11 protein-coding genes and 1 pseudogene are annotated in these 22,070 nt (G+C 71.5%); 10 read left to right on the top strand and 2 right to left on the bottom strand.

Annotation, left to right across the window (positions count from 1 at the left end):
* Positions 1 to 348 precede the first annotated feature (348 nt).
* From AB0B66_RS16580 to dnaE, 8 genes and pseudogenes are all read left to right on the top strand, one after another.
* On the top strand, positions 349 to 645 hold the full coding sequence (locus AB0B66_RS16580) for a DUF167 domain-containing protein (protein WP_360529584.1): 297 nt from the start codon (positions 349 to 351) through the stop codon (positions 643 to 645).
* Complete coding sequence (locus AB0B66_RS16575; RefSeq protein ID WP_360529581.1) at positions 642 to 2,138, top strand: potassium/proton antiporter; 1,497 nt, start codon at positions 642 to 644, stop codon at positions 2,136 to 2,138. The genes AB0B66_RS16580 and AB0B66_RS16575 overlap by 4 nt, the downstream gene beginning before the upstream one ends.
* A gap of 582 nt (positions 2,139 to 2,720) precedes the next feature.
* Positions 2,721 to 3,155, top strand: coding sequence for a TraR/DksA family transcriptional regulator (locus AB0B66_RS16570; RefSeq protein WP_203688058.1), 435 nt, complete (start codon positions 2,721 to 2,723; stop codon positions 3,153 to 3,155).
* An 81-nt stretch (positions 3,156 to 3,236) separates the two neighbouring features.
* A complete protein-coding gene (gene lspA, locus AB0B66_RS16565) occupies positions 3,237 to 3,872 on the top strand; it encodes a signal peptidase II (protein ID WP_360529578.1) in 636 nt (211 codons plus the stop codon).
* On the top strand, positions 3,866 to 4,804 hold the full coding sequence (locus tag AB0B66_RS16560; protein WP_360529575.1) for an RluA family pseudouridine synthase: 939 nt from the start codon (positions 3,866 to 3,868) through the stop codon (positions 4,802 to 4,804). The genes lspA and AB0B66_RS16560 overlap by 7 nt, the downstream gene beginning before the upstream one ends.
* Positions 4,805 to 4,885: 81 nt before the next feature.
* Positions 4,886 to 5,899, top strand: a complete 1,014-nt coding sequence (locus tag AB0B66_RS16555; RefSeq protein ID WP_360529572.1) for a hypothetical protein — start codon at positions 4,886 to 4,888, stop codon at positions 5,897 to 5,899.
* A gap of 478 nt (positions 5,900 to 6,377) precedes the next feature.
* Positions 6,378 to 7,166: pseudogene (locus AB0B66_RS16550) on the top strand (AAA family ATPase); the annotation flags it as partial.
* 90 nt (positions 7,167 to 7,256) lie between these two features.
* Complete coding sequence (gene dnaE / locus AB0B66_RS16545; RefSeq protein ID WP_360529569.1) at positions 7,257 to 10,793, top strand: DNA polymerase III subunit alpha; 3,537 nt, start codon at positions 7,257 to 7,259, stop codon at positions 10,791 to 10,793.
* 104 nt (positions 10,794 to 10,897) lie between these two features.
* On the opposite strand, the gene AB0B66_RS16540 is transcribed toward dnaE, so the two are convergent.
* Entirely contained in the window at positions 10,898 to 11,281 is a 384-nt protein-coding gene (locus tag AB0B66_RS16540; protein WP_360529566.1) for a hypothetical protein, read from the bottom strand.
* Positions 11,274 to 11,702 (bottom strand): YbaB/EbfC family nucleoid-associated protein, encoded by a 429-nt coding sequence (locus AB0B66_RS16535; protein ID WP_360529563.1) that lies wholly within the window; start codon positions 11,700 to 11,702, stop codon positions 11,274 to 11,276. Before AB0B66_RS16535 ends, AB0B66_RS16540 begins: the two co-directional genes overlap by 8 nt.
* A 186-nt stretch (positions 11,703 to 11,888) precedes the next feature.
* On the opposite strand from AB0B66_RS16535, the gene AB0B66_RS16530 reads away from it, so the two are divergent.
* Together AB0B66_RS16530 and AB0B66_RS16525 are read left to right on the top strand one after the other, a co-directional pair.
* Positions 11,889 to 21,398 carry a toxin glutamine deamidase domain-containing protein gene (locus AB0B66_RS16530; RefSeq protein ID WP_360529560.1) on the top strand — a complete coding sequence of 3,170 codons (9,510 nt, stop codon included), beginning with the start codon at positions 11,889 to 11,891 and terminating at the stop codon, positions 21,396 to 21,398.
* On the top strand, positions 21,398 to 21,964 hold the full coding sequence (locus AB0B66_RS16525) for a hypothetical protein (protein ID WP_360529557.1): 567 nt from the start codon (positions 21,398 to 21,400) through the stop codon (positions 21,962 to 21,964). Before AB0B66_RS16530 ends, AB0B66_RS16525 begins: the two co-directional genes overlap by 1 nt.
* The last annotated feature ends 106 nt before the right edge of the window (positions 21,965 to 22,070 follow it).

Raw genomic sequence — 22,070 nt, 5'->3', positions numbered from 1 at the left:
GCCCCGCCCGATCGGGCGGGGCGCGGGGCGGTCCGTCTACCCGGGGCCCACAGAAGGCAGATCCCCCGCGAGCCCGAAAGGTGCTTCGGGCCGTAGCTCTGTCCGTTCTCGGGATTGCATGTACGATGTCCTCGCCCGGGTTGGCGACAACCAAGCCGATCGGGCCTACCGCCGGGCTGGCGGGAAGTCAGGTCTGTGGAGCTTGTGTAAGACCGATGGGCGGTACCCCGTCCCTCGCTGGAAATCCAGGTCGGCAACGGGCTGTGAAGCAGAAAACTCAACCCGCGAGGGAAGAATCCCTCTGCTTCAGCTGGGGGAGATGTCAAGGCACGTGATCGGTCCTCGTCGGTGACGGAACCCGTGGTCGTTGCGGTCCGGGTCAAGCCGGGCGCGGGCCGGGCCCGGGTCGGCGGTGCCTACCCGGGCCGGCACGGCACCGCCCTGATCGTGGCGGTCCAAGCGCCTGCGGTGGACGGCCGGGCGACCGAGGCCGCCCGGTGCGCGCTGGCTGAGGCACTGGGCCTGCCCGCGGCCACGGTCTCGCTGCGTACCGGCCTGGCGAGCCGCGACAAGCTCTTTTTGATCGAGACGCCCCCGGCGGACCTGGCGGACCGCCTGGCCGCGCTGCACGAGGCGGCTCGGTGATCGCGCATCTCGACATGGCCCTGCTGATCGGGGCCGCGGTGCTGCTCGTCGCGGTGGCCGCCGTGCGCTGGTCCACCCGCCTGGGCGTGCCCAGTCTGCTCGTCTACCTGGCCATCGGCGTGGTGCTGGGGTCGGTGTTCGGCCTGCGCTTCGACGACGCCGAACTGGTGCGCCTGCTGGGCACCTGCGCCCTCGTGCTGATCATCGCCGAGGGCGGCCTCACCGCCCGCTGGACCACGCTGCGACCGGTGCTGGGGCTGGCCGCCACGCTGGCCACGCTGGGCGTGCTGGTGAGCGTGGTGATGGTCACCGTGGTCGGCCACTTCCTGCTCGGCTGGGACTGGCGCACGGCGGCCCTGATCGGCGCGGTGCTGTCGTCCACCGACGCCGCCGCCGTGTTCTCGACGCTGCGCCGGCTGCGGCTGCGCCCCCGGCTGGTCGCCACGCTGGAGGCGGAGTCGGGCATGAACGACGCCCCCGTGGTGCTGCTGGTGATCCTGCTGTCGAGCCCGGCGGGCATCGGACCGTGGTGGCAGGAGGCCCTGTTCATCGCGTACGAGCTGGCGGCCGGCGCGGTGATCGGCCTGCTGGTCGGCGTGGTGGGCCGGGAGCTGATGCGCCGGGCCGCGCTGCCCGCCGCGGGCCTGTACCCGCTGGCCGCGGTCGGCCTGACCGTGCTGGCGTACGCCGGCGGGGCGGTCGTGCACGCCTCGGGCTTCCTGGCCGTCTACGCCGCCGGGGTGGTCCTCGGCAACTCCCGCCTGCCGCACCGCCAGGCGATCCTCGGCTTCGCGGACGGTCTGGCGTGGCTGTCCCAGATCGGCCTGTTCGTCCTGCTCGGCCTGCTGGTGTCGCCGCCGGGCCTGGTCCAGATGCTGGTGCCCGCGGTGCTGGCCGGGGTGGTGCTGACCTTCGTCGCCCGCCCGATGTCCGTGCTGGCCAGCGCGACGCCGTTCGGGGTGGGCTGGCGGGAGCAGCTGTTCCTGTCCTGGGCGGGGCTACGCGGCGCGGTGCCGATCGTGCTGGCGACCATCCCGCTGGCGCAGGGGGTGCCGGGCGCAGAGGCGCTGTTCAACATCGTGTTCGTGCTGGTGGTGGTGTTCACCATGGTGCAGGCGGGCACGCTGCCCGTGGTGGCGCTCCGGCTGGGGGTGACCGCGCCGGGGGAGGCGACCGAGCTGCGGGTGGAGACCGCTCCGCTGGACCGGATGCACGCCGAGTTGCTGCAGATCGAGGTGCCGCCCGGGTCGGGACTGGCCGGGGTGCATCTCGACGAGTTGCGGCTGCCGGTGGGCGCGTCGGTGACGCTGGTGCTGCGCGACGGTGCCGGGTTCGTGCCCGACCGCGACACACGGTTGCGAATGGGTGACAGTCTGCTTATTGTCGCCACCGAATCGGTACGCGACGAAGCTGAACGTCGGCTGCGGGCGGTGAGTCGGCGCGGCCGGCTGGCCCACTGGTTCGGAGAGGACGGCAGGGAACACGGGGACTAGGTGATATTGTCCCTTTTGCCAAATTCACCAGAAAGGGACGGTCACGCGGCAATGTCCGGCATGACCGCGATGATCTGTGCCTTTCCTGCGGATACTTCGGATGATTCCGGGGTACTGACAGGAATTCGGCAGGCAGTGCGTGGCATGTTTGTGGACCGTCCATACGTTCCGTATTCTTGCCAGCCTATTGGAGTGCGCGGCGTGAGCCGCGCGCCCGTTTTGCATCTGGGGGACGCCATGGCCGAGAGGGCAGGCGGGAGCAAGACCGGAGCGGCGGCGAAGAAGGCCGTCGCGAAGACCACCGCGGCGCCGAAACGCTCCGTGAAGACAGTGGCCGCGGGGGCGGCCACGGCTAAGGGGGAGACGGTGACGGCTACCTCAGACACCACTGCCCGCAAGCGCGCGGCCGGTCCGGCCGCGCCCGAGCGGAAGACGGCGGCCAAGCCCGCCGCGGCGGCCGCCGACGCCAAGAAGTCGGCGAACGCCACCCCGACCACCCGGCGGCGTGCCGCCGGGACGGAAGAGAATCCCCCTGCCCAGGCAACGCCGAGCGCCGCCACGTCCGCGGCCGAGGGAGCGACCATGGTCAAACCTGCCGAGTCCAAGACCGCCAGCCGTACGGCCGCCAAGGCGACCACGGTGAAGAAGGGTGATCGCAGCGCCGCGGAGACCGAGAAGATCCGCCTGGCGCTCACCGCGCGCCGCGACGAGCTGCAGGAGGAGTACGACCACACGCTCGTCGAGATCGCGGAGCTGCAGCGCGACCGGCTCACCGACTCGGCCGGCGACGACCAGGCCGACACCGGCACCAAGACGTTCGAGCGCGAGCAGGAGATCACCCTCGCGAACAACATCCTGGAGCGGATCACCCAGGTGGAGCGCGCACTGGAGCGCCTCGACGAGGGCAGCTACGGGTGGTGCGAGAAGTGCGGCAACCCCATCCCGGTGGAGCGGCTGGCCGCGTTCCCGTCGGCCACCCTGTGCGTGACCTGCAAGCAGCTGGAAGAGCGCCGCTAGGGCCCGGTTGCCGGCCGGCCGGGCCGACCCGGCATGATCGTACGAAGGGCGCAGCTGCGCCGTGACTTGGGGAGTGTGTCGGTGGACCAGGAAAGCGAACGGGAACCGGAGCACTCCCCACGTCGGATCGGCCGCGGCACCGCGTTGTCGATCCTCGTGGGCATGGCCGGGTTCGCGATCGTGCTGGACCTGGTCACCAAGGAGTGGGCGACGAAGCTGGACCCGCACGAGCCGATCAGGCTGCTCGGCGGCGCGGTCTACATGTCGCTGACCCGCAACAGCGGGGCGGCGTTCAGTCTCCTGGAAGACCACACCTACATCTTCCCGATCATCGCGGTGGTCGTGCTCGGCGCGCTCGGCTTCATGGCGCGGCGGCTGCGGTCGCTGCCCTGGGCGATCGCGCTTGGCATGATCTTCGGCGGCGTGTTCGGCAACCTGGTCGACCGCATCTTCCGGGCCCCGGCCCCGTTCCACGGGCACGTGGTCGACTTCATCAGCGTGTTCGACGCGCACGGCCGGGCCTTCCCGATCTTCAACGTCGCGGACATGGCGCTGGTCGGTGGCGTGAGCCTGGCGATCCTGCTGGAGCTGCAGGGCCGCCAGCGTGACGGCAGCCGCATCACGTCCGAGAAGAACACCGACACCGACGACGAGCCCGCGCCGGGCGACGCCCCGTCGGCCGCCGTCGGCTCCGAGCGCGGGTCCCAGGCATGGTGACCAGGGGCGAGACCCGCTCCCTGCCGGTCCCGGACGGGCTGGACGGGATGCGGCTGGACCAGGCGGTGTCCCGGCTGTTCGGGCTGTCGCGCACCGCGGCGGCCACGCTGGTCGAATCCGGTGACGCCACCGTCGACGGGGTGCCCCGCGGCAAGTCCGACAAGGTCACCGGCGGCAGCTGGCTGGAGGTGACCCTGCCCGCCCCGCCCACGGCCCCCGCCGTGGTCGCCGAGCGGGTCGACGGCCTGCGGATCATCCACAGCGACGACGACATCGTCGTGGTGGACAAGCCCGTCGGCGTCGCGGCCCACCCCAGCCCCGGCTGGACCGGCCCGACCGTGATCGGCGGCCTGGCCGCGATGGGTCAGACTGTCGCCACCAGCGGCGCGGCCGAGCGGCAGGGCGTGGTGCACCGGCTCGACGTGGGCACCACCGGCCTCATGGTCGTCGCCAAGAGCGAGTCCGCGTACAGCGCACTGAAGTGGGCCTTCAAGCACCGTGAGGTGGACAAGCGCTACCACGCCGTGGTGCAGGGCCACCTCGACCCGCTACGGGGGACGGTCGACGCCCCCATCGACCGGCACCCCACGCACGACTGGAAGTTCGCCGTGATGTCGGGCGGCAAGCCCAGCATCACGCACTACGACACGCTGGAGGCCTTCCCCTCCGCCAGCCTCGTCGACATCAGACTGGAGACCGGGCGCACCCACCAGATCCGGGTGCACTTCTCCGCTCTGCGGCACCCCTGCGTAGGCGACACCACCTACGGCGCCGACCCCACGCTCTCCGCCCGCCTCGGCCTGCACCGGCAGTGGCTGCACGCGCGTGAGCTTAGTTTCCTCCACCCCGGCACCGGACTCCAGGTCCGGTTCGTCAGCGAGTACCCGCCAGATCTCGCGCAGGCGCTCGCGCTGCTGCGCGAGGCTGGTTGACACGCGCTCGCGCCCCCCGCGCGAGGCCGGATGAAGGGACGCCGGATGCGCCCGCAAAGGTTCCTGCGGCATCTGGATCAGGTGATAGTGCCACGGCTCGCGGGCGGCTTCGTCCGCATCGCACACGGACGGCTGCGGTTGCGGCTGCTCACCGCGGCGGCGCTGGTCGGGGTCACCGGAGTGCTGCTGGCCGTGGTGTGGACCGCGCACCGCGGCACCACGGCCACCCCGGAGAGCACGCTCGGCGAGACGGTGCAGGTGGGCGTCGTGCAGGGGCAGTCGGTGCCGCTTTACGCCCGGCAGGCCCGCTCGGAACTGGCCGGGTTGCTCAAACGTCCCTCGGCCACTCCGATCGAGACGTACGCCCTGGTCAGCCTCAAGGCGTACCTCGCCCCCGAACGGCTCACGCCGGTGCTCGGCGGCGTGTCGGTGGTCGAGGTCTACGCCCGCGTGCCGCTGGCGAAGACGCAGACCGCGTCGGTACGCATCCCCGCCTTCAAGATCCCTGAGGACGTGGTGGCCGGCATGAAGCAGGTCGCCCGGCGCAAGGACGCCGACGCGGCGGACTTCCGGGGCCTGGCCGGCAAGCTGACCACCGCGGACGCGGAGGAGGAGCGCCTGCGCGACACCTACCTGGGCGGCTCCGCGGTCGCCGAGGCCGAGGCCGAGGCCTACCGCACGGGCTGCACCTGCGTGTACGCGGCCGTGGTGCGGGCCACCCCGGCGGCGCTGGACCAGATCGCGTCCCGGCCCGAGGTGCGCGCGGTCGACCCCGCGCCCGAGGTGCGGCGGCTGGACCGGGCGGTCTTCCTGCCCCCGCTGCCGGAGCAGGTCGGCCAGCTCGACCCGGCCGCCTCTGCCACGCCCGCCGCCTCGCCGAGCGCGTCGCCCAGCGCCTCGCCGAGCGCCGAGCCGAGCGCCAAGCCGAGCGAACGTCCCGGCGCGGAGCCGAGCGAGCCCGGCACCTCCACCCCGGCGTCGCCGCACGCGTCTCCGGTGGCCGAGACCAGCCCGTCCGAGGACGGCACGGTGCCGGCGTCCCCGGCGCACGCCCCTTCGGCGGCGGCCTCCGACGCCGGGGAGGCCGACCGGTGAGGTCCCCCGGGGGTGTCCGCACCCTGCATCGAGTGTCGTCGTTGAGCACGGGGAGACCCGGTTCGCAAGTGCTCTTCACCTCTTCTCGGCGGCAATCGGCCGACAGGGTCTGGAGGTGCGGGTGCCTGAACACATAGGGTGGTCAAGCTGGTGTCGGGGTGCGTAGCCTTGCACCGCGTTGATCATTGATCACTATGGCAGGGCGGGGAGGGCGCACACCGTGGAGCGCAACGGCCAGCGGGGCGACGGCCCCACGGCTTGGGGCCGACCCGGCGAGCTGACGCCCGCCGAGGCGACCTCACGCTGGCGGGTGCTGCTCGACCGGGCCCGCGCCGCGCCGCCGCGCGACCCGGCGCCCGTCGAACCGGCACCGGGCGGACCGGCCACCGCCGCGCCGAGCGGTCCCGCGTACGGCGCGTCGGCCGGGCGGATCGAGTGGCGTCCCGCGGCCCGCCCCGACGACGTCGAGCACGCCGTCTCGGTGCTGCGCCGTGAGCTGGGCGGGCCGAAGGTGCTGGCGTTCGCCAACCCCAAGGGCGGGGTGCACAAGACCACCGCCACCGTGCTCGCCGCGGCCACCATCGGCAGCGTGCGCGGGCGCGGCGTGCTGGCCTGGGACGACAACGAGCTGCGCGGCACGCTCGGCCTGCGGGCCGGCAGCGCGCGGCACGCGCGCACCATCCGGCACCTGCTGGCGGACCTGCTGGAGATCGAGAACGCGCCGATCGGCGAGCTGAAGGACCGGCTGGACGACTACCTGCGCCACGCCTCCGACGGGTCGTACGACGTGCTGGCCGGCGAGGAGAACCCGCGCTTCGCCCAGCGCCTCGACCAGCACACCGTGCGCCGGGTGCTGGAGCTGCTGTGCCGCACCCACGACGTCGTCTGCGTGGACACCGGCAACAACGTGGAGAGCGCCAACTGGCAGACCGTGATCCGCGCCGCGGACCAGCTCGTCATCACGACGGTGCCGCGCGAGGACGCCGCGTTCACCGCCGACTGGATGATCGACCTGTTGCACGAGATCGGCCTGGGCAAGCTCGCGGAGAACGCGGTGACGCTGCTGTCCTGCGCCACCCCGGGCACCTCGCCGCTGCTGGAGGACTTTCGCAAGCACTTCGCCACGCGCACCCGTGCGGTGGTCGTGGTGCCGTTCGACCCGGCTCTGGAGACGGGCTCGTCGATCGAGTACGGCGCGCTCCAGCCGACCACCAAGCGGGCGTGGCTGAACGCGGCGTCGGCGATGGTGGAACCGTTCGTCCGGTGACGCCCGGCACCCGCCGAGCGGCGGGTGGAACGCGTCGGAGCGCAGGACTAGGCTGAGGCGTACCGTCGACTAGCTGGGGGTGGGTGCGCCGTGGGCGACTCTTTTGTGCATCTTCACGTGCACACGGAGTATTCGATGCTCGACGGCGCGGCCCGGTTGAAGGAGCTCTTCAAGGAGGCCGACCGCCTCCAGATGCCCGCCCTGGCGATGACCGACCACGGCAACATGTTCGGGGCGTACGACTTCTACAAGCAGGCCACGGCCGCGGGCATCAAGCCGATCATCGGCGTGGAGTCCTACGTCACCCCGAACACGCCCCGGCAGGAGCGCTCGCGGGTGCGCTGGGCCGACGGCGGGGAGAACGACGTCTCCGGCGGTGGCGCGTACACCCACATGACGATGCTGGCGGCAGACGCCGACGGCCTGCGCAACCTGTTCCGGATGCAGTCCAGGGCGAGCCTGGAGGGTTTCTTCTACAAGCCCCGGGCCGACCGTGAGCTGCTGCACGCGTACGGCAAGGGCGTCATCGCGACGACCGGCTGCCCCTCGGGTGAGATCCAGACCTGGCTGCGCATCGGCGACTTCGACAAGGCCGTGGCGGCGGCGGGCGAGTTCCAGGACATCTTCGGCAAGGAGAACTTCTACCTGGAGCTGATGGACCACGGCATCAGCATCGAGAAGGCGGCCCGGGAAGGGCTGGACCGGCTGCGCAAGCACATGAACCTCAAGCCGCTGGTGACCAACGACCTGCACTACACGTACGCCCAGGACGCCGACGCGCACGAGGTGCTGCTGTGTGTGCAGTCCGGCTCGACGATGGCCGACCCGAAGCGCTTCAAGTTCGACGCCCGCGACTTCTACCTCAAGTCGGCCGAGGAGATGCGCCGCCAGTGGGACGACCTGGTGCCGGGCGCGTGTGACAACACCCTGGAGATCGCCGAGCGGATCGGCGACTACAAGGAGGTGTTCGCGCACCGCAACCTGATGCCGTCGTTCCCGGTGCCGGAGGGCTACACCGAGGAGTCGTGGCTGCGCGCCGAGGTGCACCGGGGGCTGCGCGACCGGTTCCCGAACGGGGTCCCCGAGGACCGGCTGCGCCAGGCCGACTACGAGCTCGACGTCATCTGCAAGATGGGCTTCCCGGGCTACTTCCTGGTCACCGCCGACCTGTGCGAGTACGCGCGCAAGGAGGGCATCCGGGTGGGGCCGGGGCGTGGTTCGGCGGCCGGCGCGCTGATCGCGTACGCGCTGCGCATCACCGAACTCGACCCGATGTCGCACGGCCTGCTGTTCGAGCGCTTCCTGAACCCCGACCGCGTCTCCATGCCCGATATCGACATGGACTTCGACGAGCGCCGGCGCGGCGACATGATCCGCTACGCGACCCAGCGCTGGGGCGAGGAGCGGGTCGCGCAGATCATCACGTACGGCACGATCAAGGCCAAGGCCGCGATCAAGGACGCGGCCCGGGTGCTCGGCTACCCGTTCGCGGTCGGCGACAAGATCACCAAGGCGATGCCGCCCGCGGTGATGGGCAAGGACATCCCGCTGTCGGGCATCTTCGACAGCAACCACCCGCGCTACCCGGAGGCGGTGGAGTTCCGGGCGCTGTACGACACCGACCCCGACACCAAGAAGGTCGTCGACACCGCCAAGGGCATCGAGGGCCTCAAGCGCCAGTGGGGCGTGCACGCGGCCGGCGTGATCCTGTCCGGCGAGCCGCTGATGGACGTGCTGCCGATCCAGAAGCGCGAGCAGGACGGCGCCATCATCACCCAGTGGGACATGGGCGCCTGCGAGTCCATCGGCCTGCTCAAGATGGACTTCCTCGGCCTGCGCAACCTCACCGTGATGGACGACTGCCTGGAGGGCATCAAGTCCAACCGCGGCATCGACGTGGTGCTCGAAGAGCTGCCGCTGGAGGACAAGCCCACCTACGAGCTGCTGGCCCGTGGCGACACCCTCGGCGTGTTCCAGCTCGACGGCGGGCCGATGCGCGCGCTGCTGCGCTCGATGATCCCGGACGGCTTCGAGGACATCTCCGCCGTGCTGGCGCTCTACCGCCCCGGCCCGATGGGCGCGAACGCGCACAACGACTACGCCGACCGCAAGAACGGCCGCAAGCCGGTGGTGCCGATCCACCCCGAGCTGGCCGAGCCGCTGGAGCAGATCCTCGGCGACACCTACGGCCTGATCGTGTATCAGGAGCAGGTCATGGCCATCGCGCAGAAGCTGGCGGGCTACACGCTCGGCCAGGCCGACCTGCTGCGCCGCGCCATGGGCAAGAAGAAGAAGGAGATCCTCGACAAGGAGTACGTGCCCTTCTCCGGCGGCATGAAGGAGAACGGCTACTCCGACGCGGCGATCAAGACGCTGTGGGACATCCTGGTCCCGTTCTCCGACTACGCCTTCAACAAGGCGCACACCGCCGGCTACGGGCTCGTCTCCTTCTGGACCGCCTACCTCAAGGCCAACTACCCGGCCGAGTACATGGCGGCGCTGCTCACCTCCGTAGGCGACGACAAGGACAAGTCCGCGGTCTACCTGGCCGAGTGTCGCCGCATGGGCATCAAGGTGCTGCCGCCGGACGTCAACGCCTCCACCGCCCGGTTCACCCCGGTCGGCGACGAGATCCGCTTCGGTCTGGGCGCGGTGCGCAACGTCGGCGGCAACGTCGTCGAGGCGATCGTGCGCGCCCGCAAGGAGCAGGGCGCGTTCACCGACTTCTACGACTTCCTGCGCAAGGTCGACGCGGTCGCCTGCAACAAGCGCACCGTGGAGTCGCTGATCAAGGCGGGCGCGTTCGACTCGATGGAGCACCCGCGCAAGGGCCTGCTGTCGGTGCACGCCGACGCCATCGACTCGTTCATGAGCGTCAAGAAGAACGAGGCCATCGGCCAGTTCGACCTGTTCGGCTCGGCGTTCGCCGACACCGACTCGTCCGGCGCGGGCATGATCGTCACGCCGCCCATCCCGCCGGGCGAGTGGGACAAGACCGACCTGCTCGTCTTCGAGCGCGAGATGCTCGGCCTGTACGTCTCCGACCACCCGCTGTTCGGGCTGCAGCACGTGCTGAGCAAGGCCGCCGACATGTCGATCGCGGCGCTGAACGAGGAGGGCGGCGTCGCCGACGGGCAGATCGTCACCCTGGCCGGCATCCTCTCCGGGGTGCAGCGGCGCATCACCAAGCAGGGCAAGGCGTGGGCCTCGGCGACCCTGGAGGACCTCGACGGCGCGGTGGAGGTGCTGTTCTTCCCCAACACCTACGACCTGGTCGGCCAGTACATCGCCGAGGACGCCATCGTCGTGGTCAAGGGCCGGGCGGACCGCCGCGACGACCAGGCCAAGCTGATGGCGATGGACATGTCCATCCCGGACACCACCGTCACCGACGACAACGCCCGGCCGGTGGTGGTCGCGCTGCCCGCCAACCGGTGCACCCCGCCGCTGGTCGAGCGCCTGCGCGAGGTGCTGTCGACCCACCCCGGCAAGGCCGAGGTGCACGTGCGTCTCACCAACGGATCGAAGTCGTCGACCTACCGCCTCGGCCCGATGCGTGTCGCTCCGGTGCCCGCGCTGATGGCCGACCTCAAGGCGCTGCTCGGGCCGTCCGCGCTGGCGGGCTGACCCGGGCGGGCTACGGGGCTTGATCGCTGTCTCGGGTCAGAAAGTGAGGTCTGACCCGAGCTTTTGTCCGGAAACAGCGATCATCGTGGCGCGCGGGCCGGGGGTCAGACCGGGATGTCGGGGTGGTGGTTGGCGGCCTGGTCGGTGCGTTTGGCGGTGGCCACGTCGGTGTCGGTGGTGACGGTGGCGGCCTGGGTGATGTTGGCGCCCATCGACTCCATGGCCGTGCCGACCTGCCGCCACAGCGCGAGGATGTTCGGCGCGATCTCGGAGTAGCCCTTGTCCAGGGCGTTGCCGACGTCGTCGGTGCCCCAGGGCTTGGCCTGCCCGGCCGAGTCGATGCTCGCGCCGGTGCCGTTGCGCAGCGCCGTCACGTCCTTGCCGGCCGCCGTCATCCGGCTGCCGGCGTCGCGGGCCAGGTCGAGGTCGAGATGCGTGCCGTCGCCGCTGGGCCAGGCCATCGGGCGGATCGGGATCTCGTCACCCATCGCGCGGCTCCGGGCGGTAGTCCATGATGTCGTCGTGCCGCTTGAGCAGGTCGTTCATGTCATTGGTACGCAGGAACGACATCGCGCCCGATTCCGCCGGCATCACCTCGGCCATCAGCTGCGACACGCCCGCGCCCGCGGCGTCGGACGCCCGCGCGATCGTCTTCGTGATCTCCTCGGCGAGGCCCGAGGCGCTGTAGGAGCGCAGCGCGGCGGGCTCCAGCTCCAGCTTGACCAGCCGGCCGCGGGCGTCGACCGATACCTTGATCAGGCCGTCGCGGGACTTCTCGGTCGCCCGGTAGGCCTTGAGCTTGGCCTGCAGGTCGCCCATGCCGTTGCGCAGCCGGGTGTACTGGTCGTGCACCTGTGCGAAGCGTTCCCGCAGCGCCGAGTTGGCGTCGCGATCGGAGCGTTGTGCCACGGCGGCTCCTCCCCTGGTACGGCCGGTGACGCCGACTCTAGCCCGGATCGGCACCCGTCGCCGCAACCGGGTTGGCGCGCTCTTGTCCGGATCGAGTAGCTTACCCAGAGCGCCTGCGCGCCACCGGATACGCCGTGCCCGCACGGGCCGGATCGCGCGGGAAGCCGAACTCTGGGGAGGGTGCGGATGTCGTGGTTGCCGTCGCCGATTCCGCATCCGCTGTCCTACTTCGACGCACCGGGGTGGATGAAGGAATGCCTCGACTGGGTCATCGGCATGGACTGGCCCGAAGGCGACGAGCAGGCCACCTGGGACCTCGCCGACGACTGGTACGCGGTCGCCGGTGACCTCGCCGACCCGCTGACCGAGTCGGAGCGGGCGGCGCTGGACGCGGTCGCCGCGTTCGGCGGGGCCGAGGGCAAGGTCGCCGCCGCGATCAAGGACGCCTGGGGCCAGATCGGCAGCGGCGACGAGAAGTCGGCGCTGCAGGCGGCCGCCTACGTCGCGGGCGCGCTCGGCGAGATGCTCGAAGGCGGCGGCTGCGACATCCAGGGCGCGAAGCTGGAGTATTACATCGAACTCGGCCTGCTGCTGATCGAACTGATCGCGCTGGCCGTCGCCGCGTTCTTCACCTTCGGCGCGTCCACCGCCGCCGCTGGGCCGGTCTGCATGGCGACCCGCTTCGCCATCAAGGAGATCCTCAAGCGGCTGCTCAAGTCGCTGATCGAGCGCGGCATCAAGCGCGCCGTCAAGGACAAGCTCAAGGACCTCGGCAAGGACTTCGGCAAGAAGCTCGGCAAGTGGGCGGTCAAGGCCGGCAAAGAGGGCCTGGACGAGATGAAGGAGGAGCTGCTCACCCAGGGCGCCATCCAGACGTACCAGACCGCGACGGGCCGCCGCGACGGCCTCGACCTCGGCGATCTCGCCATGGCCGGCTGGGCGGGCTTCGCCGGCGGCGCGGCCAGCACGCTCGCGGGCGGCCACAACGGCGGCTTCGTCAGCAAGGTCTCCCACGGCGTACGCGGCGAGGTGCTCGGCGACATCGGCGGCTCGCTGGCCACGGGGCAGCTGCCGGACGCGGGCAACCTGGGCATGGCGGCGACCTCGGGCGCGCGGTCCAGCGTCACCAGCCACCTGACCGGCGAACTCAACAACATGACGAACAACATCGTCAGCAACCTCGCCGGGACCGCGCTCGACGGCGACCCGAGCTCGAACATCACCACCGCCGCGGCGGCCACCGCGGCCGCGGGAGGCGGCGGATCGGGTGGCGGTGGCGGCCCGCACACGGGGACCACGGGCTCCGGTGGCTCGGGCGGTGGTTCCGGTGGATCGCACGGCGGTGGCTCGGGCAGCGGCTCGGGCGGTTCCGGCGGCCTCGCCGGGGTGGCCCCGCCGGAGGCGAGCGCAGCCCCGGCCGCGCCCGCCGCACCGCCCCCGGTCGCGAATGTTCCCGCGCAGGCCAACACCGTGATCGCCCCGGCGGTCGCCCCGGCTCCGCAGAGTATGGCCGGGCCCGCCGCCGCGGCCCCCGCAGCGCCCGCGGTCACGAGCCCGGCGTCAGGCCTCGCAGGTACGTCCGCCGGCCCGTCGGCATCATCGGTCTCGACGTCGGCTTCCGCGTCGACCTCGGCCTCGTCCGGGTCCGGAGGACTGTCCGGCACGGGCTCCGCCGGCGGCACCACGACGACCGGCGCAGGCACGTCGAGCGGCACCGGCACCGGGTCAGGCGGCCCGGCCGGGTCCACCTCGGGCTCGGGCACCACCTCGGGTACGGGAACCTCGGGGTCCGGCACGAACACCTCCGGCTCGGCGGGGACCAACCCGGCCACCGGCGCGCGGCCCGCGGCAGGCGTCACGGCGACCGGCCCGACACAGGCCGGACTGGCCGCGCAGACCGGCACTCCGACGCAGAACGGCCCGTCCGTCCAGGGCAGCACCTCGACGAGCACACCGTCGGCGCAGGCCAACACCTCCGGGACGACACCCGCCACGCAGGCGAGCGCCTCCACGACCGCGCCGTCCGCGCAGACGAACACGACCACGCAGACACCGTCGTCGCAGACCGGGCCCGCCGCGCAGACGAACACCACCGCGCAGACGCCGTCCTCGCAGACCGGGCCCACCGCGCAGGCGAGCACCGGCACGCAGACCGGTCCCGCTAACCAGACGACCGCCACCAACGCGCAGGGCACGGCGCCGACCACGGGCACGCAGAATCCCGCGACCGCGCAGAATCCGGCACCCCAGCAGGGCCAGGCCACCTCGCCGAGCCCCGCGACGGGCCAGCAGACGGCTCCGGCCCAGCAGACGCCCGGCGACCCGGCCCGCCCGCAGGCCACCCCGGCCCAGCAGACAGACCCGGCGACACCCGCCGTCGCCGTTGTGCCCGGCGCGGACACGCGCGGCACCGGGCCGGACACCGACTCCCGGCCACCGGCCGCGGATGGGCGGCGTGACGGCGAGCGCAGCCGGGCGGAGGCGCGGCGCTGGAGCGACGCGTACCACGGCGGGCTGCGCGCGCAGCGGCGCGCGATCCTCGCCTCGATGGGCCGCCCCGGCGCGCTGGCCGCGGCGGCCTGGGACGCGCTGAACCGCCACGACGGCGCGGACTTCACCCGCGGCGGCGTCACCACCGACGACGTGTCGGCGCTGACGGGCAGCGACTCCCCGCCGTCGGTCGACGCGACCCGCCGGTACGACCAGCGCGGCGGCTACCGGCCGGTGCTCACCCAGCACCAGCTCGACCTGGAGAACGCCGTCCCGCGCGACGCGGACGGCCGCCCGCTGCAGTTCCCGCCGCTGCGTTCGGGCTGGCTGCGCTACGCCAACGACGGCGGGCCGCAGGCCGACCCGACCCGTGCGGTGAACTGCGTCGACGTGCTGCTGTCGGTGGCCGACACATGGCTGCACGGGCGGCCGCGCTGCGCCGCCGCGCGTACCCTCGACGGGTTTGCCGGCGGAAACCCGGACCAGCCGGCCGGGCCGGAGCCGCGTGGGCCGCACCGCATCGAGGACTTCTTCGGCGGCCGGCTGCAGCAGCTCTGCCCGGACACCCGCGGTCTCGACCGCCAAGCCGCCCGGCAGACGGTGGACGCCTCCTACGCCCGCCTCGCCGACCAGCTGCGCCAGGCCGGACCGGGCGCGATGGCCGTGATCATCCACCACTCGTCCGACGGCACCGCGCACACGTGGCCGGTCTTCAACGACGGCGGCGTCATCATGTACGCCGACCCGCAGCAGCCGCCGGGCACGCCGACGACCAACCCGCCCTACACCAACGGCATCATCCAGATGGACGCCATGGTGATCGGGCCGGACGGGGAGCAGTCCCTGATCGACGGCGCGCCCACCGGGGCCTGGTCGCAGTACCAGGGCCAGCCCGATCCGGCGGCCGCCCCGGCCGGGGTGCACGCCACCCAGCTCGACGCGGACATGCAGCGGCCGCTCACCGACGCCGAACTCGCCGAGCACGGGATCCGCGTCGGCGAGGCGACCTTCGACGATCTCGGCTACCCGGATCCGTCGGTGCTCGACGACGCCGAACGGGCGCGGCTGGAGGCGCTGCTGCCGCAGACGGCGGTGGTGCCTACCCAGGACATCCGCTTCACGCAGCGCTCGGTCAGCCCGACCAGCGGTGACCTGACTATGGACCAGTTCGCCGCCCGCATGGCGGAGACGGGCTGGCAAGGCGGTCCTGCACATGTCATAGCCTGGGGCGACGGCTCGCTGGACAGCATGGACAACCGTCGCATGCGGGCGGCGCGGCTGGCCGGGCTCGACTCCGTCCCGGTGTGCGTGCACCGTCCGGACGAGCCGCTGAGCAACCTGCCCGAGAGCGAAGACCCGGACCGTAAAAAGTACCGGCGGCCGCTCACAGTCGAGATCCGGATGGTCGACGGTCGGCTGGTCGTCGGCGGCGACCGGGGCGAAGTCGTGCACCCGAGGGGCACGGTGCCGACGACGTTCGGCGAGGCGGCGCTGTTCCGTGCGGCGGAGCAGCGCAGCCTGCTGCCCGGCCGGTTGTACGGCGCGGACACGGTCCCGGTGACCATCGGCAAGCCGCCGGAGCCGGACGTGGTCGTCGACGACCTGGAGTCGGACGAGCGCGAGATGCTCACCGGCTTGCACGACGCCGCAGTGGCCAACGCCGACGGGATCCGCGACGACATCGCCCAGCTAGTCTCGGCCTACAACCTCAGCCCGGACACCGACGGCATCCTGCAGATGCCCGGCATCGACCACCGGGTCAAAGAGCTCGCCTCGCTGGTCCGCAAGTACCTGGTCGAGGGCCGGTTCTTCGGTGTCGAAGGATTCCCTGCGCGGGCCAACGACGCGGTGCGGTTTATGGTTCGCCTACCGGAAGGTGAGGGGTACCGGCCAGCCTTCGACGCGGTGCGCAGCGGTCTGGAGGCACAGGGCTACCAGCTCACCGACATCAAGAACTTCTTCGCGTCCGGCAACCGCTTCCTGGGCCTCAACGTCACCTTCACCAGCCCGACCGGGCAGCTCTTCGAGGTGCAGTTCCCGACTGAAAACTCCGAACGCGCCTGGATTCTCACCCACGATGCGTACGAGGTGCTGCGTCGGGAGGGCAGCCTGGACGAGAACGGCGAGCGGGTGAACGCCGAGTTGCCGGCGCGGCGTGTGCATGCGTTGCTGTCCATGCTCGCGGTCAACGAGGAGCTCGGCGTCAACGACGTGCCTCCGGGCATCGACACGATCGTGGGACCGCCGCCGGAGTCGGCCCCGGTCGGCGCCAAGTCCACCAATCTCGCGGTCTGGATCACGAAGAACGCAAAGATCTGGCAGCAGTACCGGGCATGGTTGGATGATCAGCAGGAGTCCTTCGCGGGCTTCGGCGACATCCTCGCCGAGTTCGGCATCGACCCGGCCGACGTGCCGATCACACCGGAAGTCGCGGAGAAACTGGAGCGGATCGATGGTGAGCTACTACGCGCTCTACGCGGTGGACAAGTCGAAGCCCCCGGCGAGGGGGATCATCGTGACTCACGGCGGGGTGGACGCGATGCTGTGGGACCACCGGCAGAAGGCGTGGGTGTACGACCCGACGACGGTGGCGTACGTGATGGATCACCACGACTACACGGACCGCACGGAGGAGATCAGCAGGGAGCAGGCCGAGGAGCTGACCCTGCAGATCACGAAGGGGACGGAGGCGCTTCCCGACGAGGAGACGATTCTCTGGATCTTCCAGTGGAAGGGCGTTCCGCCGCAGGACGACGACTGACGTCACCGTCCGACGCCTCGGCGTCGCCCGAGCTGGCGACGGACTCGTCGACGGACCCGGCCGCGCCCGACGCGGCACAGCGGCCGTCCGATCCCGGCTCGCCCGCGATCCCCGCGCAGCGCGAGGGTGACACCGATCCCGGCACCGCCATGCCCCCGGCGCAGCCACCTGCCGGACCGCCGCCGGACCCGATGGGCCGCTTCTTCGCGCCGCCGCCGTCGGATCGCCCGGACGCGGAAGAGTACGCGATGCTCGACGACGTCTACGAGCGTGCGTTGGAGGCGTCCGAGCGCATCCTCGGCGACCTACGGCGGTTCACCGCCGCCGCGGATCAGGCACTCGGCCTGCCCGAAGGGTCGCTGCCGCTGCGCGATCCGGAGCACAAGGCCAAGAGCCGGGAGTCGCTGGAGCGCAAGTACCTCGCCGAGGAGCGGCAGGGTGGCCCGGACCAGTACGCGGCCAGCGTCAACGACTCGGTTCGCTTCTCGATCCAGCTGCCGGACGGCCCCGGGTACCTTCCGGCGCTCGACGCGGTGCTCGCCCAACTGCAGGCGGCCCATTACGAGCTGGAAGGCAAGGTCAACAACTTCTGGAACGCCGGCAACCGCTTCTACGGGATGAACACCACGTTCCGGGCGCCCGACGGCACCCTGTTCGAGGTGCAGTTCCCGACGGAGCGGTCATACCAGGTGTGGCACGCGACGCACGTCGAGTACGAGACGATGCGCGACGTCAAGGCCACGCCCGAGCAGCGGGTCCGGGCGCTGTTGCGCATGCTGGAGGTGAACCGCGCCGCCGGTATGATCGACGAGATCCCGCCGGGCGTGGCCGACCGCAGGCCCAAGGACGCGAGCCTGGCCAAGTGGATCGCGGACAACTCCGAAGTCTGGGCCGTCTTCGAGCGGCAGCTCGCTGCCGAGGGCCGCACCCCCGGTGACGTGATCGCCGAATACGATCTGACCCCTGCCGACTTCCCGATCACTGCCGAGGTCGCCGCCCGCCTGGAGGCACAGAATGTTGCACTACAAAGCCATCTACCGGAAGGACATCGAGGACTTCCCGGACCAGGAGGCAGTGGGCCTGATCATCGCGGGCGAGGGGTACCTGGAGTATCTGATCTGGGATCACCGGGCCCAGAGCTGGCGGTACGACCCGGAGACGGCGGGGTTCATCCTGGGCCGGGACACCTACGACTACCGGCGCAGGCCGATCGACCGGTCGGAGGCGGAGCAGATCGCGATGCTGATCACGAAGGGGACCGACCCGCTCCCGAGCGAGGAGGAGATCCTCGAGGTGTTCCGGGAGTCCCACCGCCGCCGAGCAGCGGGAACGCTGGACTAACCGACCCCGCCGGGCCGCCGCCGGAGCCGATGGGCGCCGTCTTCGAGCCGGAGCCCACGACACAGGACCTCACGGCCGAAGAGTTCGCCATGCTCGACGAGGTCTACGAGACCTCGCGGCAGCGGTCGGCCGAGATCATGGCCGACATCCGGACGGCGATGGCGGCCGTCAACGCCTCGCCCGAGCACTCGGGCGACGACCTGCACCTGCTCGCCGACACCGACGAGACGCGCTTCAAGAGCCGGGAGTCGCTGCAGCGCAAGTACCTGCTGGAAGGCCAGGCGCACGGGCACGAGCACTTCGCCGCGACCATCAACGACGCGGTGCGCTTCTCGGTCGTGATGCCCGGCGGCGACGCGTACCGCCCGGCGTTCGACGCGCTGGTCCGGCAGATGGCGGACCTCGGCTACGAGCTAGACGGGCCGCCGAAGGACTTCTGGCGGCCGGGCAACCGCTTCTTCGGCACCAACGCCACGTTCCGGGCGGAGGACGGTACCGGGTTCGAGGTGCAGTTGCCGACGCAGCTGTCGTTCGAGCTGTGGCAGCAGACGCACCACGACTACGAGGTGCTGCGCGACGACAGCCTGCCGGCCGAGCAGCGGCTGCGCGCCCTGCTGTCGATGATCGAGGCCAACCGCCGCGCCGGTATCATGGACGCGATCCCGGCGGGCATGGGTGGTGCCGGGGCCAAGGACAACGGCCTGGCCAAGTTCCTCTCCGAGCAGCCGGAGGTGCTGGACGAGCTGCGTGCCCGGCTGGCGCAGGAGGGCCGGACCCCCGCCGACCTGATCGCCGAGTTCGACCTCGCCCCGGACGACTTCGCGGTCACCCCCAAGGTGGCCCCCAACCTGAGGGAAGAGGATGCTGCACTACTTCGCGCTCTACGTGAGGGACATCGAGTACCACCCGGACCAGGAGCCGACGGGTCTGATCGTCAAGGGCCCGGGGACCCGGGAGGCGCTGATGTACGACCACCGAGCGGGGGGCTGGCGGTATCGCCCGGACGCGGTCTCGGAGATCATGAACAGTCTGACCTGGGACGACCGGCGACGTCCGGTGGACCGGGCGGAGGCCGAACGGATCTCGCTGGCGATCTCCCAGGGGACGGGCCCGCTGCCGAGCGAGCCGCAGATCGAGGAGATCTTCGCGGAGTCGCACCGTCGCCGCGCCCAGGAGACGCAGCCCTAGCCGGCGACACCGACCCGGCGTCCCCGGACGCCACCGGAACCCCGCCGATGCCGGGCAGCACGCCGCCCGGACCGGTCGGCATGGACCCGGCCGACCCGAACCATCCGCAGTGGCCGTACCGGGCCGGGCTGCAGACCCGGCGCATGTCGCTGGAGCTGCAGCGGCGTCAGCAGGAGGCGGACGCGCTGGCGGCGGAGGCGGCCAAGCACCTCGCCGAGATGCACAAGTACCGGTCGTGGGCGGCGTTCTACTCCGAGCAGCAGCCCGACGCCGAGCAGGCGAAGCTGTGCCAGGAGTGGGCCGACCGGCACCAGCAGTGGGCCAACGAGTTCGGCAAGGCCTCCAAGGCCGCCTACAACGGCACGTACACGGCCAACCAGGCGCAGACGGTGGACACCGACGCGGCCTGGGTCGCGGTCAACACCGACGACGGCGAGCTGCTGGTCGACGTGCCCGCCGCCGACGGACGGCCCTACCTGTATCGGGGCGGCCTGCGCCCGCCGCTGCAGCAGCACCAGGACGACCTGATCGCCGCGCTGCCGCGTACCCCCGGCGGTTTTCTGCAGATGAACCCGGACCCGCGGGTGGGCACCTGGTTCGGCCTGGCCAACGACGGCGGGCCGGAGCTGGACCCGAGCCGCGGCATCAACTGCGTCGACTGCATGATCTCCGCGTGGCGGACCTGGCGGGGCCGCCCGCAGGTGTCCGCGCCGCGCACCTTCGACGGGTACGCCGGGACCGACGTCAACGCGGTCACGGGCGGCGAGGTCGGCGGCATGGCCCGCGTCGCCGCAGCGGTCGGCGGGGCCTGGCAGACGGTGTTCCCGAACATGTCGCAGAGCCCGGCGGCGCAGGCCCAGCAGTGGTCCGACTGGGGCTTCGCGTCGATCACGCACGAGCTGACCGAGGCCGGGCACGGCGCGGCGATGTTCATCGTCACCGAGTGGCAGGCCGGCACCTCGCATGCCTGGCTCGCGGTCAACCAGGACGGGACCATCCTGTTCCTGGACCCGCAGACCCGCCAGATCGCCGAGAACGTGTCGATGTACGGGCACACCGGCGACCCGTCGAACAACGGCAACGTCGTCGGCATGCGCGCGATGATGCTGGACGCGAACGGCGACCCGCAGCCCATGACCAGCCTCGCCCAGACCTCGTGGGGCAAGGCCGAACTGGCCCAACAGCAGCCCGCCCCGGACCCGCAGCCCGCTCCGGAGCCGGACCCGCAGCCTGCTCCCGAGCCGCAACCCTCTCCGGAGCCGCAGCCCGGCCCCGAACCCGACGACGCGCCGAACCCCGCGGGGGCGCTTCCGGAGCCGGGTGGTGTGTCCCCGGCGGGTGGGGACATCCCGCACGCCACCGGGTCCGACGACGGAGCGCCGGCGCGGTACGCCGAGATCCGGGCGTGGACGGACGTCGCCGAGCGGATCGCTGCGCACACCGGGCACCCGCCCGAGGTCATCGAGCGGGCCTGGCGCAACATGTTCGTCGACGTGCACGATGTCGCCACAGGGCCGGACAGACTGGAGCGCGGCGTCTATTTCACCGCCTACCACGAAAACGCCGATCCGTGGACCATGGCGTACGGCGACGAGCGGCGCACCGCGGACCAGCGGGAGTACTTCGCGCAGATGCTGGCGCACGAGTACATCGAGTCCCGGCTGATCGAAGCGGGTGTCCAGTTCAACTCGGCCCTGCCCGAGTGCTGGCAGCCGCTGGGTGACGACGACTACCTCGAAGTGCTCGCACCCGGCGTCCTCAACGCGCACTACCTCGCGCCGAAGTACTCTCAGCTCGGGCCGTTCGGGCACTACCCGGCCTACGGGCTACCCCTGCCCGAGGTGGACGTCCCCCTCGATCTGCAGAATCTTGACGAGGTGGTGGACGTGATCCTGGAGATGGTGAGGAATCGGTGATGGAGGCGGGTGCTCGCACCGAGCAGCTGATCGCACGGCTGCACGAGGTGACCTGGGAGGAGAGCCTCCAACACAACGGGTCGCGGATCGCGCTGATGCTGGAGTATCTGCGCCGGTCCGCGCTGTGGGCGCAGGCGCTGGACCAGACGCGGCACTGGCCGTTCTTCGACATCGCGGCCGCCGCCGACCCGGACGCTCGGCTCGACGAGGCATACCTGGACTCGGTGCTGGCCGGGCTCTCCGGGCGGGGTCTGCGCCCGCTCGACGAGCGGGTCATCCGGTACATGCTCAACTTCACCGTGCTGCCGGCGTGGCCGCGGGACCTGCCCGACCCGTTCGAGCCGCTGCTCGCGGTGTACGAGCGCGGCGGGTCTTTCGGCCGCGAGGCCGGCAGCATCCGGATCGGCGTCGGTGACGGCGTTCCGGCGCGGTCCGCGGAGAAGTACGCGCGGCGTGCGCCAGCGGATGATCTGAGTCCTGCGGCGCTGGACGTGCTGGACAGGACATGGGAGGAGCGTCGCGCCGAGATCGCGCGCCAGGTCCAGGCGGCCGACCGGCAGGGCTGACCCGGGGGCCGGAACGTCGTCGCGGAGGAGGGGGCCACGGATGGACGTGGATCGGATGGCGGTCGCCGATCGGCATGGGCAGCGAGCGCGGCGCGCACCGCGATGC

Origin of the sequence: Catellatospora sp. NPDC049111 (assembly GCF_040648615.1) — a bacterium.
GTDB lineage: Bacteria > Actinomycetota > Actinomycetes > Mycobacteriales > Micromonosporaceae > Catellatospora > Catellatospora aurea.
Note: the sequence above shows the minus strand (reverse complement) of the source record. Positions and strands in the feature narration are given on the sequence as shown.

Coding starts and splice junctions, on each gene's coding strand:
- AB0B66_RS16540 (WP_360529566.1), bottom strand. CDS start 11,281: ATGGGTGACGAGATCCCGATCCGCCCGATGGCCTGGCCCAGCGGCGAC.
- AB0B66_RS16525 (WP_360529557.1), top strand. CDS start 21,398: ATGGAGGCGGGTGCTCGCACCGAGCAGCTGATCGCACGGCTGCACGAG.
- AB0B66_RS16560 (WP_360529575.1), top strand. CDS start 3,866: ATGGTGACCAGGGGCGAGACCCGCTCCCTGCCGGTCCCGGACGGGCTG.
- AB0B66_RS16530 (WP_360529560.1), top strand. CDS start 11,889: ATGTCGTGGTTGCCGTCGCCGATTCCGCATCCGCTGTCCTACTTCGAC.
- AB0B66_RS16570 (WP_203688058.1), top strand. CDS start 2,721: ATGGTCAAACCTGCCGAGTCCAAGACCGCCAGCCGTACGGCCGCCAAG.